We start from the raw sequence: 15931 nt of genomic DNA, 5'->3' as shown, positions 1-15931 counted from the left end.
CGAAACGGCGCCGCAGGACTCGTCGGCGTCGCGCGTCGCGCCTACGAGACGTCGACTCGCACGTTGCCGAAGACGACGCCGGGCAGGGCCGGCAGGTTCGGGTCGATCCCCTCGAGCGGGATCGACCAGAACGAGATGTGGGCGACGATCGTCCACGCGATGACGACGCCGATCATCACGAGTGCGGCGCGGTCGAGAATGCGGATCGCGGATGCCTCGTCGGTTGCCCGGCGCAGTACGCGGCCGATCGCGAACAGCACGATGACCGCGATCGCGAGGTAGGCGATGCCGCTCGGCTGGAGCGAGAGGGTGACGCCGGTGTACGCGGCATCCGTGCCCTGCGTGTTCCCGTCGAGGGCCCCGGCGGGGTCGGCACGGTATTCCTTCGATCCGGAGCTCAGCACGCTGTAGGCGATGGCGGTGCCGATCGCGGTGTACAGCAGGCGGTGCGTGCGGCGGAGCACGGCCGCACCGGGGAGCGTGCTGAGCGACGCGTCGGGCGTGCGGTCGAGGGTGTCGTGCATCAGACCTCCGTCGGTCGGCTCTCGGGCCAGCATGGCAGCCCCGCCGGTTGCGAGGTCGCCGCTCGGCAAGCTGTGGACATGCCAGCGCAATCGAGCGACATGCGCCGGAGTCCGGTGCGCGACAGACATGATGTAGCCTTACATCATGCTGCGTACCCAGATTTCGCTGACCGAGGAGGATCGGCGACTCCTCGACGAGGCCGCGAGCCGTACCGGGCGCTCGATCTCCGCGCTCATCCGAGACGCGGTCGCCCAGGTGTACGGGGCGGAGCGCGACGAATCTGCGGACCTCCGGGCGATCGATCTCGCGTTCGGAGGGTGGATCGAGCACGACATCGACGGCGAGGCCTACGTCGACGAGCTGCGTTCCGGGCGTCGCCTGCGCGAGGCATCCGACCGATGACGACGCTCGTCGACACTTCGGTGCTCATCGACGTGCTCCGCGGACGTCCCGAGGCGGTCGAGGTGCTGCGCGCCGCCCGGGCGACAGGGCCGCTGCACGCCAGCGAAGTCACCCGTCTCGAGATCCTCGCGGGCATGCGCGGCGCCGAGGAGTCGGCGACGCGTGCGTTGTTCGGTGCCCTCGCGTGGCACCCGCTCGATGAACGCGTCGCCGAGGTGGCCGGCGAGCTCGGCCGTCGTTGGCTCCCCGGCAACCGGGGCATCGACGCTGCCGACCTCGCGATCGCGGCGACGACGACCGTGCTCGGTGCGCGCCTCCTGACGCGCAACGTGAAGCACTTCCCGATGTTCGGTGGTCTCTCGGCGCCCTACTGAGCGGATGACGTCGGCCATGGTCCGGACGGTCGTGGCGCGAGCAACTTGCAGCCCGCCCACCGCCCCCGACGGGCGCAGAATGGACGTATGGTCGCGATCTCCGACGACGACTTCGAGCGCCTGATCGGCGAGGTGTTCGACGAGCTGCCCGACCGCATCACGCTCTACCGCAACAACCTCGCCGAGCACAGCGACGACCTCGACGCGCTGCGGGCGCGGGTGCGCATCACGCTCGTGCACGAGATCGGCCACTACTTCGGCCTCGACGACCCCCGGCTGCGCGAGCTCGGCTGGGCATAGGCGAGCGGATGCCCGCGATCAGCGCACGTGCGCGAGCTTCCCGGGGTTGCCGATGCCGTGGATCGCGGTGATGCGGTCGCCGCCGAAGTCGAGCGCGATCACGGTGACCGCGCGACCGTGACGGCGCACGACGACGCCGGGCTCCGCGTTCACCTCGGCGACCTCGAATGCCAGACCGAGCCCGCCGACGCCGGCAAGGAATCGACGGGCCACCTCCGGCGCGCCGGAGACGACGCCTTCTGGGGCATCCTGGAAGAACCCGCCCGAGTCGAAGTGGCCGGTCGCGTCGGCGGCGAGCAGCTCGACCAGCCCGTCGAGGTCGCCGTCGGATGCCGCTGCGGCGAACCGCTCCGTCAGCCGCTGCGCGGTGGCGGGGTCGACCGGGAAGCGCGCCTCGCCCTCCGCGGCGATCCGCTTGCGCGCCCGCGAGGCCGACTGGCGGGCGGCCGCCGGGCTCACCCCGAGCACGTCGGCGATGCGGTCGAACCCGAGGTCGAACACGTCGTGCAGCAGGAATGCGGTGCGCTCGGCGGGGGAGAGCTGCTCGAGCACGACGAGCAGTGCCATGCGCACCGAGTCGTCGAGGGTCACGCGGTCCTCCGGCATGGTGCGCTCGTCTGTGACGACCGGCTCGGGCAGCCACGGGCCGACGTAGGCGCGGCGCGAGTGCTCGTGCGCGCGCAGCCGGTCGATCGCGAGGCGCGACGCGACGGTCACGAGCCAGGCGCGCGGCTCGTCGAGCGGTGCGGCGTCGGGATCGTCGAGGCGCGCGAGCAGGCGCACGTACGTCTCCTGCGTGACGTCCTCGGCGTCGGCGACCGACCCCAGCACGCGGTACGCGACGTCGCGCACCACCCTGCGATGCGCGCTCCACAGCTCGGCGAACTCGGTCATGACAGTTCGACGATCCACGGGTCGCGAGTGTGACGCAAGGGGGCGGATGCTGCGCAGGCGCCGCCCGCTCGCCACAGGGCGCTGCACGCTGTATAGTTATGACTATACATGGAGGTGGCCCATGACCGACCTGATCGAACGCAGCTTGGCGCGCCACGGCGTCGGGGTGCGCGAACTCGCGCGCAGGCTCGAGGTCACCCCTGGTGCGGTCACGATGTACAAGCGCAGCGAGCGTGAGGGCACGATCGGCGTCGGCACACTCGACCGCGTGCTCGCGGCCCTCGGCGACACGGCGACGATCGACGCTCGGCCACGGGAGCGGCGGGTGCATCCGAGTGTTCGCGCGCCGTTCCCGCGCCGCGAGGATCGTGTGGCGTACGAGCTGCACCGAGCGGTCGCGAAGCGCCTGCTCGACGATCGGGACGCAGTGATGGCGAACGTCCCCCGACAGGTCGGTCGCATGCGCGAACGCGTGCACGGAGGAGCCAGTCGTCTGCTCGACGAGTGGCTCGAGCTCGCCGAGGCGCCGCTCGGGCGACTCGTCGAGACGATGCTCGGCGAAGACCAGCACGCGATCGACCTGCGTCAGCTCTCGCCGTTCATGGGCGTGCTCACAGAGGCGGAGCGGCTCGCCGCCATCCAGCGTGCGAGTGTCGCATGAATCGCGCCGAGCTCGTCGAGGCGATCGTCGCGGCGACGGAGATCATCCAGCAGGACACCGTCCTCGTCATCGGGAGCCAGTCGATCCTCGGCTCGTTCGACGAGTCGGTGCTGCCCGAGGCGGCAACCCGCTCGATCGAGGTGGACATCGCCCCGCTTGCCGACGACGCCGCTGAGACGATCGCCACGATCCTCGACGGTCGGGCAGGCGAGTGGTCGCCGTTCCACGATGCGCACGGTTTCTACATACAGGGGGTCGGACGCAACACGGCCGTGCTGCCGGCGGGCTGGCGTGACCGGCTCGTCCCGGTCCGACCTCCGGGTGCGCCCGGTTCCACGGGGTTGTGTCTCGACCCGGTCGACCTGTGCGTCGCCAAGCTGGTGGCAGCCCGACCGAAGGACCATGAGTTCGTTTCCGCGCTCATCGAGGCGGGGCTGATCGAACCACGCGCGGTCGCCGAGCGGGCAGAGCTGTTGCCACGAGGTCAGGTGCAAGTCGACGGTGCCGAGATCACCGATGAGACGGTGGGGCGGATCGTGCGCTGGGTGCGCTCGTTCGAAAGTCGTTGAGCGCGCTTCATCCGACATCCCTCGGCGGATGCCTCGAGGCGGTCGCCGTGCACAGGGCGTTCGTCGCGCCGCCCGGCGCCGCTACCGTGTCGGGATGGACTCCGTCTTGCCCGCGATGTCGCCTGAGGAGCTGCGCGAGCATGCGCGGCGCGGGCCCGGGCCACTCTGGTGGTCGCTGACGATCGCGGCGACGATGCTCGGGATCGTCGCGGCCCTGTGGGGGCTCGGGGCGGCATTCGAGGAGCAGGTCGGACTGGCGGCCGGAGTCTCACTCGGCGTTGGCGGGTTCATCGTCTTCGCCTTCGGTGGGTCCGTCAGCTTCCTCGAACTTCAGAGCCTGAACCGTGTGCGGCTCGCGGAGCGTCGATCGCCGGGATGCTTCGTCATGCCGGTGTTCGTCGACGCGAAGGTCATCGACCTGGTCGTCCAGCTCGACCCCCGTCCCTGGTACCGACGCCTGTTGCCGCTATCGCCGTCTCAAGGACTGGTCGTCGCCGACTCGACCGGGGCCGAGCTGCGGCTCGGCTGGGGAATCCACCCGGTCGCGCGTGCGTCGAACGCGCAGGTCCGTGACGTTCGCGTCGGCGAGATCTCCAACCGCTTCGGCTCGACGCCGTCGGTCGACGTGGTCGTCGAGACCCCTCGCGGCGAGCGCACGGCCTCATTCATGCCGCTGCGATGGCGTCGTGGGTACTGGGGGATCGAGCGGATCGAGGTGCTTGCGAGCTACGCCGTTGCGCTGCGGGAGGCAGTCGCGTCGACGGACGCGCCCGACCGGCGTCGGGCCTGACGCGAGCGGGAGTCTTGCGCAGGCTGTCACATCGGTCCCGTGTCATCCGTCTCATGTGCATGGACCGAGCCACCGACCCCACTCGAACCGCCCGGCAGCCCCTGCCGCCGGCCGACCCTCGCCTGAGTGCCGCTTCTTCGTCTGAGGGCCGAAGCTCTCGCCCTCGGGCCGGGGAACGGCCCTCAGGCCCGGCCGGCCCGCCGCGCGGGCTGGTGAACGCGACCGCGCCGGTCGCGAGCGCGCTCGCCGGCAGGCACTTCGTGCCGCTCTGGGCGCTGATCCGCCACCGCGGGCGCCGCAGCGGCACCGAGTACGCGACGCCGATCGCGGTCGTGCCGACGCGCGACCGCTCGATCGTGATGATCGGGCTGCCGTGGGGCGCCCGCACGAACTGGGCGCGCAACGTGCTCGCCGCCGGCGGCGCGACGCTGCGCCGGAACGGGCGCGAAATCGAGCTGCGCGCCCCGCGGGTCGTCGAGGGGGCGGATGCCTCGGAGTCGGCGCGCTGGCCCTTCCGCCTCGTGCTCGCGCGGTTCCCGGCCGCGCTCGTGCTCGACGTCGCCTGACTGCCCGCGCGTGCCGACGGCCCCTCGCGAGTCGTCATGAAATGTCGCTTCGGCGGCTCCGATTCCGGCATTTCATGACGACTCGGGGAGGGTCGTCGTGACGACTCGGGGAGGGAGAAGCGGCTCAGTCGAGCTCGCGCAGCTGCGCGGTGCGCGCGCTCGGGGTGTCGCCCGTGTTGACGGTGCCCTGCGGCTCGATCAGGATCGCGGCGACCTCGCCGTCGGCCCTCGGGCAGTGCTCGACGCCGCGCGGCACCACGTACACGTCGCCCGGCCCGAGCGTCACGTCGCCGGCGCGCAGCTGGATGACCAGTTCCCCCGAGATCACGAGGAACAGCTCGTCCGTCTCTGGGTGCGAGTGCCAGGTGAACTCGCCCTGCACCTTCACGACCTTGACGTCGTAGTCGTTGATGCTGACGAGCCGGCGCGGCTGCCAGTGCTCGGTGAATGAGGCGAGCGCGTCGTGGATGTTGCGGACCTCGCCGGTCATGCGAGTCCCGCCGCGCGGCTGCCGGGCATCCGCTCGCTCAGCGCCAGAGCACCGCGATGCCCGCGTTCGCGAGCGTCAGCACGCCGATCGACCAGAACAGCGCCGGCGGCACCGAGCCGCTCTTGCGCTGGCGGGCGGCCCCGATGCCGATCAGCGCGCCGATGACCACGAGGATCACCAGCTTCACGCCGAGCTTCACGTAGTTGAGGTCCCAGGTGATGCCCCACGGCGCGGCCAGGGCGATGCCGGCGACCGCGGCGATCAGGAGCCCCCAGTTCATGAGGCTGGTGACACCCCGCTTGCCGAATGCCTCGACGACCCACGCGCCGAACAGCGTGGCGAAGCCGATGAGGTGGATGAGGACGACGACTCCGCGCAGTACCTGGATGGGCTCCATGCCCTCACGTTAGCGCGTCACGGTGGGCCGCAGGAGGCATCCACACCGCTGGTTGTCGGTAGCATCGTGGTTGCTACCGGAGTAGCATCCAGTCATGTCCTACGCGAAGGTCAGCCTCAGCCTGAGTGACGCCGACATCGCCTTCCTCGACGGCGAGACGCTGTCGGGCGCCTACCCCAGCCGGTCGGCCGCGGTGCAGGACGCGGTGCGGATGCTCCGCGAGAGCCGCCTCGCCGATGCGTACGCCGAGGCGTTCGGCGAGTGGGACGACGACGGATGGGACGCCACGGCCGCCGACGGCACGTCCGCCGACGGGTCGTCGGTCGCGTGAGCGCTGCACGGCCGCTGCTGCGGCGCGGACACATCGTGCTCGTCGATCTCGACCCGACCGTCGGGTCCGAGGCGGCCAAGACGCGTCCGGCGATCGTCGTCGGCAACAACACCGCGAACGCTGCCGCGTCGCGCAGTGAGCGCGGCGTCATCACCGTGGTGCCGCTGACGTCGAACACGGGGCGGGTGCACGAGTTCCAGGTGCTGGTCACCGCGCGCGAGTCGGGCCTGCCGCGCGACTCGAAAGCGCAGGCCGAGCAGGTGCGCACCGTCGCCGTCTCGCGCGTGACGAGCGTGGTCGGGTGGCTCGGCGCCGAGCAGATGGGCGCCGTCGACGACGCGCTTCGCCTGCACCTCGCGCTGTAGTCGGGCGCTGCCGCGGAGCATCCGCTGGACCGAGTACGCAGACTGCGGAAACGCCCTGCGCGTTCCCGCACTCTGCGTACTCGGTGCCCGGCCGGGTCGCGGACCGCGGTGCGCACGAGGCGCACGCACCGCGGCCCGGCGCCTACCCGACCGTGAGCGGCTCCGACGCGGTCGTGCCCGCGCCGTTGGAGAACTCGATCACGAACTCGTGCACGCCCTCGAGTCCCGTGAACGGTACCTCGACGTGCTGCGCCGCGGGCGTGGCGGCCTCGAGCGAACCGGCAGCCACCTCGACGCCGTCCTGCAGCAGGCGCCACGCGTCGGCGTTGGTGCCCCACCAGAGGTCGGCCGAGAGCGTGAACGTGCCGTCGTAGTCGTCGTGCGAGAGCACGGGCTCGCCCGGCGAGGCATCCGTCACCTTGACCCGGATCGCCTTGGTCGCCGTGGTGCCCTGCGAGTTCGCGAGCTCGCCGCGGAACTCGTAGGTGCCGTTCGGCAGCCCCTCGATCGGCACCACGGCGTGCTGCGCCTGCGGCGACGCGGGCTCGAGCGGCACCGACGCGATCAGCGCGTCGTCCTGGTACAGCCGGAACCGGGTGGCGTTGGTGCCCCACCACAGGTCCATGCGCACCTCGAAGTTGCCGTCGTCGAGGCCGTGCTCCCAACCGCTGGTCGACGTCAGCGACGCCTTCCCGGGGGCATCCGTCTCGTCGTCGTCGGGCAGCACGTCGGCGAGGCACGCCTCGTACTCCTCGGGCGTGGGCGACCAGCGGAACCAGTCGAACTCGCCGTCGATCTCCTCGGCACCCGTGGCGCCGCGGAAGGCGTACGGGCCGATGTGCGTGAATCCGGTCTCCGACAGCAGGAACGGCCGGCCGTAGTCGCTGAACGATGCGCCGTCGTACGACACGCTCGACTGGAACTTCACGCCGTCGCTCGTCATGCGCAGCCACACGGTGTCGGCCTCGGGCACGGCGGGCGCCGCGGTGTCCTGCCGGTTGCTGCCGTTCAGGTACTGCACCACCTCGAGCGTCTTGCCCGGGGTCGCCCGGCCGAGGTCGAACTTGCCGTAGGCGGTGTCGGATGCGTACAGCAGCAGTCCCGCCTGCTGGAAGCGCTCGGCCACGTCGATCGTCACCTTCGTGGTGACCTGCCACGGGCCCTCGGGCAGCTCCTGCTGGGGGAGCGAGGCGCCCGAGACGCCGCTCGGATACGCCGGGATCGACAGCACGCCGTCGGCGACGACGTGACGGGCGGTCTCCTCGCGCACGACGCGGTCCCAGACATCCGACAGCTCGGTGCCGTCGAACTCATCGGAGCCCTCGGCCGCGCACTGCGCGAACACCGGGTTGTCGGGGTCGACCGGCCACGCGACGGGGTCCGGGCCACCGGGACCCTCGACGCCGGGGCCTGCCTTCGCCCACGCGATGGTCGCCCCGAGGCGGTCGCCCGACTCGTAGAAGAGGTAGCTGAACTCACCGTCGGTCACGATCTCGGGTGCGGCCGTGCGGCCGACGTCCTCGCCGACGCCGCTCGACTGGTGCAGCAGCTGCGACGGGCCCACGTCGGTGAGCGTCTCGTCGATGGTGCGCGCCATGGCCCTGCCCGCGGAGTTGTGGTAGATCACGTACAGCTGGCCCTCGTACTCGTAGAGGTTGCCGCCCGACACGTTGCCGCTGTCACCCGACTCCGGGTCGACGAGGGTGCCGTCGCGCACGACCCAGGTCTCGCCGTCGACCGACTCGGCGACCTTCAGGCGCCGGTGGTTGTCGGAGAAGTTCGCCATGTAGAACATGGCGTAGGCGTACTCGGATGCCTCGTCGGGGTGCTCGAACACGCGCGCGTAGCTCGTCTCCGTCGATCCGCCCATGGCGTTCGTCACGGCGGTGCCGCCGTAGTCGAAGCTCACGCCGTCGGTGCTCGTGGCGTAGCGGGTGATCGAGTTCTCCCCGTGGAAGTAGAGGTAGACCTCGCCGGCCTCCTCGTTCCAGATCGCGTCGGGGGAGGAGACGTGCGAGACGTCGTAGTACGGCGCCCAGTCGCTCGCGATGATCGGGTTCGCCCCGTACTCGGTCCACGGCCCGTCGAGGCTGTCGGCGTACATCAGCATGATGCCCGCCGGGCGGTCGTGCGGCGCGAGGTAGAGGTACCACTCGCCCAGCGGATCGTCGAGGTACTCGGCCGCGTGGAACACGCTCGGGAAGATGAACTCGTTCGTCGGGTTGTAGAGCATCTCCGACTTGTCGGTGATGACCCCCTGGTAGACGAACTCGGGGAAGGGCTCGACGGCGTTGGCGGGTGCCGTGGCGGCGAGCGGGGCGACCACCAGGGCGGCGATCGCGGCGGTGATGGCGGCGCGGAAGCGCCGGCGTGCAGACATGCATAGCTCCTTCGATACGCGACCCGGATCCGGCAGCGGCGACCCCTGGGGCCGACTCGAGCGGATGCCCCGAGGAATCCTCCGGCGGCGGGCGGCGACTTCCGGGGAATCCTGAACTCGGGGTTGCTAATCCGTATTAGCATCCGGTACGGTCAACGCTAATGCGGATTAGCACCGCAGATCAAGACCCCGAAGGATCTCGATGACGACTTCCCAGACCTCGCCGCGGCGCATCACGCAGCGCCGCATCGCCGAGCTCGCCGGCGTGAGCCAGGCCACCGTCTCCCTCGTGCTGAACGAGAAGGCCGACGCCGCCTCGCGCATCCCCGAGGAGACCCGCGACCGCGTGCTCCAGGTGCTCAAGGAGACCGGCTACGTGGCCGACCCCGCCGCCCGCCGCCTCGCCGGCCTCGGCAACAAGATCTTCGGCGTCTTCACCTACGAGCCCGCGTTCCCCACCGCGAGCCAGGACTTCTACGCCCCGCTCCTCAGTGGCATCGAGGGCACGGCCGAGGAGCTCGGCTGCGACCTGCTGCTGTTCACGAGCGCCCCGGTCGTCGATGGCACGCGCCGCCTGCTGCATGAGAACAACCGCCTGCGGCTGGCCGACGGATGCCTCCTGCTCGGCGTCGAGATGGACCCCGATGAGCTCGCACGCCTCGTCGCCGACGGCTTCCCGTTCGTCGCGGTCGGTCGTCGCGACGTCGACGGCGTGCCCTACGTCGCCATCGACTACACCAGCGGCGCCGCCGAGCTCGTGGGCACCGCGTGGGAGCTCGGACACCGCCGGTTCGCCTACGTGCACGTCGACAGCACCGGTGAGTCGGTCGTCGATCGTCGCGACGGGGTCGTCGGCGAGCTCGAACGGCGCGGCGGCGCGGAGGCCGCGGCCGACCTCCTCGCGATCCCCGCCGACGGCGCCGACGACGAGGCCCTGCGCGCCGCGTGGCAGCAGGTGCGGGCGAGCGGATGCACCGTGCTCGTCGTCGAGACGCACGAGACCGCCCGGCGCCTGCGCGCCATGGCCGAGGCATCCGGTGTCGCAGTGCCCGACGCCCTCTCGATGATCGTGCTCGGCGACGCGGCCCGCCCGAACGGCGACGCCAACGACTTCACGCGCCTCAGCCCGCCGCGTTCCGCGCTGGCCAGCGCCGCCACCACCCTGCTCGCCCGCATGCTCGACCCGCACGACGACGTGCCTGAGGTCGACCTGCGCCAGACCCTCGCCTGCCCCGTGATGGCAGGCGCCACCCTCGTCGCCCCGGAGGACGCCGCATGACCGCCCGACCCGCAACCGAACTCCACGCCGACGTACTGGTCGTCGGCGGAGGCCTGGGCGGGGTCGCCGCAGCGATCGGCGCGCTCGAGGACGGCCGCACGGTCGTCCTCACGGAGGAGTACCGCTGGCTGGGCGGCCAGCTCACGAGCCAGGGCGTCCCCATGGACGAGCACACCTGGATCGAGTCCTTCGGGGCGACGGCCCGCTACCGGGCCGCTCGCGACGGCATCCGCGACTACTACCGCCGGCACTACCCGCTGACGGATGCCGCGATGGCCGACCCGCACCTGAACCCCGGCGCCGGCCTCGTGGGCCGCGTCTGCGCCGAACCCCTGGTCGGCGTCGCCGTGCTCGAGTCGATGCTCGCGCCCTTCCGGGCCACCGGACGGCTGCGCATCCTCCAGCCGGCCGTGCCGGTCGCCGCCCACGTGGACGGCGACGTCGTCGAGGCCGTGACCCTGCGCGGCCTCGACGACGGGCACGAGACGACCGTGACCGCCGCCTACGTGATCGACGCGACCGAGCTCGGCGACCTGCTGCCGCTCACCGGAGCCGAGTACGTCACCGGGTTCGAGTCGCGCGCCGACACGGGGGAGCCCAGCGCCCCGGAGGTCGCGCAGCCCGACAACCAGCAGGCGTTCAGCTGGTGCTTCATCGTCGACCATGTCGACGGCGACCACACCATCGACCGTCCTGAGCAGTACGACCGGTGGCGCACCGCGCAGCCCGACTACTGGGGCGCGCCGATGATCTCGCTGACCGGCCCCGACCCGCGCACGCTCGAGACCGTGACCCGTACGTTCACCCCGAACGCCGAGCCCGCGGGCGACCTCGTCGCCGACCAGCGCGAGGACGCGGGCGACCGCGAGCTCTGGACCTTCCGCCGCATCATCGCCCGCCACAACTTCGCGCCCGGCGCCTACGAGAGCGACGTCGTGCTCGTGAACTGGCCGATGATCGACCACGTCGACGGCACCATCATCGACGTGCCCGACGACGTGCGAGCCGCCCGCGAGCACGACGCCCGGCAGCAGTCGCTCTCGATGCTGTACTGGCTGCAGACCGAGGCGCCCCGGGCCGACGGCGGCACCGGGTTCCCGGGGCTGCGCCTGCGACCCGACCTCGCGCAGGGGCCCGACGGGCTCGCGATGGCCCCGTACATCCGCGAGTCGCGGCGCATCCTCGCCGAGACCACGGTCACCGAGCTCGACCTGTCCATCGCGGCATCCGGCACCGACGCCCCCGCCACCTTCGACGACTCGGTCGGCGTCGGCATGTACCGCATCGACCTGCACCCTTCGAGCGGCGGCGACAACTACATCGACCTGCCGTCGCGTCCCTTCGAGATCCCCCTCGGAGCCCTGATCCCTCGCCGGCTGGAGAACCTCCTGCCCGCGAGCAAGAACGTCGGTACCACCCACATCACCAACGGGGCCCTCAGGCTCCACCCGGTCGAGTGGAACATCGGCGAGTCGGCGGGCCGCCTGGCGGCCTTCTGCCTCGATCGCGCGTCCCGCCCCCGCACGATCCGCACCAACCCGGCACTCCTCGCGGAGTTCCAGGACCTGCTCACACGACGAGGCGTCGAGCTGCACTGGCCGGCCGACGTCACCGGTTACTAGGAGAGACACACCATGAGATCAGCAACGGCGCTGTCGGCTCTCGCGCTCGGCGCGACGGCCGCACTCGCACTGTCCGCATGCTCCGGAGGCGGCGCGGCGACCGAAGACGAGGAGTTCGAGCTTCGGATGACCGTGTGGACCTCGAACGAGGACCACCTGGGCCTGTTCGACTCCATCGCGGCCGCGTACATGGAGGACCACCCGGAGGTGACCGACATCACCTTCGACCCGCTGCCGTTCGAGGACTACACCTCGACCGTCACGACCCAGATCGCGGGCGGTCAGGCCCCCGACCTGGCGTGGATCCTCGAGAACGCGGCCCCCGACTTCGTCGACTCGGGCGCGCTGCTGCCGCTCGACGAGACGCTCGAGGCCGACCCCGACTACGGGTTCGACGACCTCAGCGAGTCCGCCACGGCACTCTGGCACGACGACTCGGGCGCGCTCGTCGCGTACCCGTTCTCGACGTCGCCGTTCGTGATGTTCGCCAACGACAGCCTGCTCGCCGAGGCCGGGCTGCCGTCCGCCGCGGAGATGCAGGCGGCCGGCGACTGGAACTGGGAGGGCGTGTCCGCCGCCGGTTCGACGGTCAACGCCGAGACCGGCAAGGCCGGCTTCGTCATCCGCGACTTCGACTACACGACGTGGGACAACCTGGCGTCGGTGTGGATGGGCTGGGGCGCCGCGCCCTGGAGCGCCGACGGCGCGACCTGCACGTTCGACTCGCCCGAGATGGTCGAGGCGTTCGAGTTCCTGCACGACGCCGCGTTCGACGCGATGTCGATGCCCGGGCCCGGTACCACCGCGGACTTCTTCGCGGGCGAGTCGGCGTTCACCGTGACGCAGATCTCGCGGGCGTCGCTGCTCGACGGCTCGTTCGAGTTCGACCTGCTGTCGCTGCCCGAGGGCCCCGTCGGCGAGTACTCCATGGTCGGCCAGGCCGGCATCGGCGTGATGTCGTCAGGCGCGCACGCACAGGCCGCCGCCGAGTTCCTCTCGTTCTTCACGAGCCCCGAGAACTCGGCGCAGCTCGCGCAGTTCTTCCCGCCGCCCCGCAACTCGCAGCTGAACGTCGAGACGCTCGCCGCGACGAACCCGACGCTCACCCCCGAGCAGATCGAGAACGTCGTGATCCCGGGCATCGAGATCGGCGTGACGCGTCCGAGCCACACCGACTCGGCCGAGATCGGCCAGGAGGTCCGCAGCTCGCTCGACGCCCTCTGGGTGGAGGACGCGGACATTCCGGGTACGCTCGCCGCGACCTGCACCGCGATCGACCCCCTGCTGGGCTGAGGAAGGAACCCCCTTCGATGGCCGACGCCACCACGGTGACTCCGGGTCGGGCTCACGCCCGGCCCGGGGCCGCCCCCACCCCGCCGAGACGACGGTTCGTGCCGTCGTACGCGCGGCGCGACCAGCTCACGGGCTACCTGTTCGTCGCCCCGCAGGTGCTGGGCATCACGCTGTTCGTGCTGCTGCCGCTCGGCCTCATCGTCTGGTACTCGTTCCACGAGTGGAACGTGCTCGCCGGCACGTTCCGCTGGGTCGGGCTCGAGAACTTCGAGAAGCTCGTCACCGACCCCAAGCTCGCCCCCGTCATGCAGGCCACCGCGGTCTTCTCGATCGGCCTGGTCGTCTTCAACCTGGCGCTCGCCCTGCTGCTGGCGGTGCTGCTCAACCGCAAGGTGCGCGGCATGACGTTCTTCCGCACCGTGTTCTTCTCGCCGGTCGTCGTCTCGCTCGTGGCGTGGACCATCGTGTGGTCGTTCCTGCTGCAGGACAACGGCGGCATCAACGGCATCCTCCAGCTCGTCGGCATCGACGGCCCGAACTGGCTGCGCGAGGGCCCGACCGCCATGGCGTCGGTCATCGTCGTGCAGGTCTTCAAGAACGTCGGCCTCAACATGGTGCTCTTCCTCGCCGCCCTCCAGGGCGTGCCGCAGGAGGTGCAAGAGGCCGCGCGCATGGACGGGGCATCCGATCGCCAGCTCTTCTGGCGCATCACCGTGCCCCTCATCTCGCCGACCATCCTGCTCACCTCGATCATCACGATCGTGGGCTCGCTGCAGGTCTTCGCCCAGATCGCCGTGCTCACGCAGGGCGGGCCGGGCATCTCCACGACCGTGCTCGTCTACTACCTGGTGCAGCAGGCGTTCGACTTCCACCACTTCGGGTACGGGTCGACGCTGGCCATCCTGCTCTTCGGCATCGTGCTGGTGCTGACCATCGCGCAGTGGCAGCTGCGCAAGAGGTGGGTCTTCTATGAGAACTGAGTCCCGACTGCGCACCGCCCCGACGGGCGCACGCAATGACGCCGGCGCGGATGACACCGTGGCCGTGACCGTTCCGCCCGAGGCATCCGCCGACGCCCGTGCCGGCCGCACGGTCGGTCGTCGACGCCCGGTCGGCAGCCCGTGGCGCAAGGTGCTCTTCTACGGCGCCCTGAGCCTGCTCGCCGTGCCGTTCGTCTTCCCGACCTGGTGGATGTTCACCTCGTCGCTGAAGCCGATCAGCGAGATCTTCGCGTTCCCGCCGGAGCTCTGGCCCTCGAACCCGACGCTCGAGGGGTACGTCGGCGCGTTCACCGAGCAGCCGTTCGCGCTGCAGTACTGGAACTCGATGTACATCGCCGTGCTGGTGACGCTCGGCACCATGCTCTTCTCCTCGATGGCGGGGTACGCGTTCGCCCGCATTCGCTTCCCCGGGCAGGACCTGCTGTTCGTGGTGGTGCTGACGGGCCTGCTCATCCCGAGCGAGGTCACGATCGTGCCGCTGTTCCAGCTGTTCAACTCGTGGGGCATGATCGACACCCACTGGCCGCTGATCCTGGTCACGACGTTCGGCGCGCCGAGCGTGCTCGCGACCTTCATCATGCGGCAGTACTTCATCACCCTGCCGGTCGAGCTCGAGGAGGCCGGACGCATCGACGGGCTCGGGCGCTGGCGCATCTACTGGAGCATCGCGCTGCCGCTCAGCCGCTCGGCGCTCGCCGCGGTCGCGATCTTCACGTTCCTGAACGTGTGGAACCTCTACCTCGAGCCGACGGTCTACCTGCAGACGCCCGAGCTGTTCACGCTGCCGCAGGCGCTCACCCGCTACACCGACGCCTACGGCGGCGAGATGTGGAACATCCAGCTCGCCGCGGCGACCCTCACCGCGCTGCCCGTGCTGATTGTGTTCGTCTTCGCGCAGAAGCAGTTCGTCGAGGGCCTCGCCCAGACCGGCCTGAAGGGCTGAGGGCGGGCGGATGCCTCGCGGCATCCGCCCCCTCGCTGCCCGCCGCCCGCCGCCCGCGCCCGCCCGCACCGAGTACGCAAACTGGGGAAACCCAGCGCGCATTCACGCACTTTGCGTATTCGGTCGGCGTGGACGTGGTGGGATGGGGCATGGCCAGCGACGCGCGCCCCGCACGTGCGCCCCGGCACGGGGTCGTCGCGCGCGTGCTGCACTGGCTGACCGTGCTCGCGCTCGTCGCGCAGTACGCGGTGGGGTACGCGATGGCCGGCGCCGAGGGGCTGCTCGAGCCGTGGATCGAGGAGGCGTACGACGGCGACGAGGACCTGCTGCTGCCGGTGCATGTCGCGATCGGATGCAGCATCCTGGCGCTCACGCTCATCCGGTACATGTGGCGGCGCATCGTCACGCTGCCGCCGTGGCCCGAGACGCTCTCGGCCGCGGGCCGCCGCTTCGCGTCGTGGACCGAGCGCGCGCTCTACCTGCTGCTCATCGTCATGCCGTCGAGCGGGCTCGCGCTCGTGCTGCTGTCGGGCGAGGACTTCGAGGTCGCCGACCGCGCGGAGTGGGAGGCGCCGCTCGACCTCATCGAGGACGACCTGCTCGTCGGCGTGCACGTCGCGTCGCAGGTGCTGCTGCTCGTCGCGATCGCGCTGCACGTCGGCTTCGTGCTGAAGCACCAGTTCGTCGATCGCGACCGCTTCCTGCGGCGGATGCTCTGAGGCATCCGCACTCTGTCTCTCCACCGAGTA

At 70.8% G+C, this 15931-nt stretch carries 20 protein-coding genes; 15 read left to right on the top strand and 5 right to left on the bottom strand.

Annotation, left to right across the window (positions count from 1 at the left end):
* Positions 1 to 41: 41 nt before the first annotated feature.
* Positions 42 to 524 carry a hypothetical protein gene (locus QMG39_RS03610; RefSeq protein ID WP_281882479.1) on the bottom strand — a complete coding sequence of 161 codons (483 nt, stop codon included), beginning with the start codon at positions 522 to 524 and terminating at the stop codon, positions 42 to 44.
* A gap of 145 nt (positions 525 to 669) precedes the next feature.
* On the opposite strand from QMG39_RS03610, the gene QMG39_RS03605 reads away from it, so the two are divergent.
* From QMG39_RS03605 to QMG39_RS03595, 3 genes are all read left to right on the top strand, one after another.
* Positions 670 to 927: a ribbon-helix-helix protein, CopG family gene (locus QMG39_RS03605; RefSeq protein WP_281882478.1), complete on the top strand. Its 258-nt coding sequence runs from the start codon at positions 670 to 672 to the stop codon at positions 925 to 927.
* On the top strand, positions 924 to 1301 hold the full coding sequence (locus QMG39_RS03600) for a PIN domain-containing protein (RefSeq protein WP_281882477.1): 378 nt from the start codon (positions 924 to 926) through the stop codon (positions 1299 to 1301). Before QMG39_RS03605 ends, QMG39_RS03600 begins: the two co-directional genes overlap by 4 nt.
* A gap of 87 nt (positions 1302 to 1388) precedes the next feature.
* Complete coding sequence (locus QMG39_RS03595) at positions 1389 to 1601, top strand: metallopeptidase family protein (protein ID WP_281882476.1); 213 nt, start codon at positions 1389 to 1391, stop codon at positions 1599 to 1601.
* An 18-nt stretch (positions 1602 to 1619) separates the two neighbouring features.
* On the opposite strand, the gene sigJ is transcribed toward QMG39_RS03595, so the two are convergent.
* A complete protein-coding gene (gene sigJ, locus QMG39_RS03590) occupies positions 1620 to 2513 on the bottom strand; it encodes an RNA polymerase sigma factor SigJ (RefSeq protein WP_281882475.1) in 894 nt (297 codons plus the stop codon).
* A 103-nt stretch (positions 2514 to 2616) separates the two neighbouring features.
* Between sigJ and QMG39_RS03585 the strand changes: the two genes are divergently transcribed.
* The 4 genes from QMG39_RS03585 (at position 2617) to QMG39_RS03570 (ending at position 5081) form a co-directional block, all read left to right on the top strand.
* Positions 2617 to 3156, top strand: coding sequence for a hypothetical protein (locus tag QMG39_RS03585; protein ID WP_281882474.1), 540 nt, complete (start codon positions 2617 to 2619; stop codon positions 3154 to 3156).
* Complete coding sequence (locus QMG39_RS03580; protein WP_281882472.1) at positions 3153 to 3725, top strand: DUF6036 family nucleotidyltransferase; 573 nt, start codon at positions 3153 to 3155, stop codon at positions 3723 to 3725. The genes QMG39_RS03585 and QMG39_RS03580 overlap by 4 nt, the downstream gene beginning before the upstream one ends.
* Before the next feature lie 94 nt (positions 3726 to 3819).
* The gene (locus QMG39_RS03575; RefSeq protein ID WP_281882471.1) at positions 3820 to 4515 is read left to right on the top strand and encodes a hypothetical protein; all 696 of its coding nucleotides are present in this window, start codon (positions 3820 to 3822) and stop codon (positions 4513 to 4515) included.
* A 212-nt stretch (positions 4516 to 4727) separates the two neighbouring features.
* Positions 4728 to 5081, top strand: coding sequence for a nitroreductase family deazaflavin-dependent oxidoreductase (locus QMG39_RS03570; RefSeq protein WP_281882470.1), 354 nt, complete (start codon positions 4728 to 4730; stop codon positions 5079 to 5081).
* A gap of 124 nt (positions 5082 to 5205) precedes the next feature.
* Here the strand turns inward: QMG39_RS03570 and QMG39_RS03565 are convergent, their stop codons facing one another.
* Together QMG39_RS03565 and QMG39_RS03560 are read right to left on the bottom strand one after the other, a co-directional pair.
* Complete coding sequence (locus tag QMG39_RS03565) at positions 5206 to 5571, bottom strand: cupin domain-containing protein (RefSeq protein WP_281882469.1); 366 nt, start codon at positions 5569 to 5571, stop codon at positions 5206 to 5208.
* Between the two features lie 37 nt (positions 5572 to 5608).
* Complete coding sequence (locus tag QMG39_RS03560) at positions 5609 to 5968, bottom strand: Fe-S protein (RefSeq protein ID WP_373878292.1); 360 nt, start codon at positions 5966 to 5968, stop codon at positions 5609 to 5611.
* A 94-nt stretch (positions 5969 to 6062) separates the two neighbouring features.
* Between QMG39_RS03560 and QMG39_RS03555 the strand changes: the two genes are divergently transcribed.
* Together QMG39_RS03555 and QMG39_RS03550 are read left to right on the top strand one after the other, a co-directional pair.
* Complete coding sequence (locus QMG39_RS03555; RefSeq protein ID WP_281882468.1) at positions 6063 to 6299, top strand: ribbon-helix-helix domain-containing protein; 237 nt, start codon at positions 6063 to 6065, stop codon at positions 6297 to 6299.
* On the top strand, positions 6296 to 6664 hold the full coding sequence (locus QMG39_RS03550; protein ID WP_281882467.1) for a type II toxin-antitoxin system PemK/MazF family toxin: 369 nt from the start codon (positions 6296 to 6298) through the stop codon (positions 6662 to 6664). Before QMG39_RS03555 ends, QMG39_RS03550 begins: the two co-directional genes overlap by 4 nt.
* 142 nt (positions 6665 to 6806) lie before the next feature.
* Here QMG39_RS03550 and QMG39_RS03545 read toward each other — a convergent pair whose 3' ends face one another.
* On the bottom strand, positions 6807 to 9044 hold the full coding sequence (locus QMG39_RS03545; RefSeq protein WP_281882466.1) for a beta-xylosidase family glycoside hydrolase: 2238 nt from the start codon (positions 9042 to 9044) through the stop codon (positions 6807 to 6809).
* Positions 9045 to 9246: 202 nt separating this feature from the next.
* On the opposite strand from QMG39_RS03545, the gene QMG39_RS03540 reads away from it, so the two are divergent.
* From QMG39_RS03540 to QMG39_RS03515, 6 genes are all read left to right on the top strand, one after another.
* On the top strand, positions 9247 to 10323 hold the full coding sequence (locus QMG39_RS03540; RefSeq protein ID WP_281882465.1) for a LacI family DNA-binding transcriptional regulator: 1077 nt from the start codon (positions 9247 to 9249) through the stop codon (positions 10321 to 10323).
* On the top strand, positions 10320 to 11945 hold the full coding sequence (locus QMG39_RS03535) for an FAD-dependent oxidoreductase (protein ID WP_281882464.1): 1626 nt from the start codon (positions 10320 to 10322) through the stop codon (positions 11943 to 11945). Before QMG39_RS03540 ends, QMG39_RS03535 begins: the two co-directional genes overlap by 4 nt.
* A 12-nt stretch (positions 11946 to 11957) precedes the next feature.
* On the top strand, positions 11958 to 13238 hold the full coding sequence (locus QMG39_RS03530) for an ABC transporter substrate-binding protein (protein ID WP_281882463.1): 1281 nt from the start codon (positions 11958 to 11960) through the stop codon (positions 13236 to 13238).
* Positions 13239 to 13255: 17 nt separating this feature from the next.
* On the top strand, positions 13256 to 14218 hold the full coding sequence (locus QMG39_RS03525) for a carbohydrate ABC transporter permease (RefSeq protein ID WP_281882462.1): 963 nt from the start codon (positions 13256 to 13258) through the stop codon (positions 14216 to 14218).
* 58 nt (positions 14219 to 14276) lie between these two features.
* Positions 14277 to 15182, top strand: coding sequence for a carbohydrate ABC transporter permease (locus tag QMG39_RS03520; RefSeq protein ID WP_281882461.1), 906 nt, complete (start codon positions 14277 to 14279; stop codon positions 15180 to 15182).
* A gap of 149 nt (positions 15183 to 15331) precedes the next feature.
* The gene (locus QMG39_RS03515; RefSeq protein WP_281882460.1) at positions 15332 to 15901 is read left to right on the top strand and encodes a cytochrome b; all 570 of its coding nucleotides are present in this window, start codon (positions 15332 to 15334) and stop codon (positions 15899 to 15901) included.
* Positions 15902 to 15931 lie beyond the last annotated feature (30 nt).

The sequence above is a fragment of the Agromyces rhizosphaerae genome, assembly GCF_027925245.1.
Taxonomy (GTDB): Bacteria; Actinomycetota; Actinomycetes; order Actinomycetales; family Microbacteriaceae; genus Agromyces; species Agromyces rhizosphaerae.
This window is presented reverse-complemented; position numbering and strand designations above follow the sequence as displayed.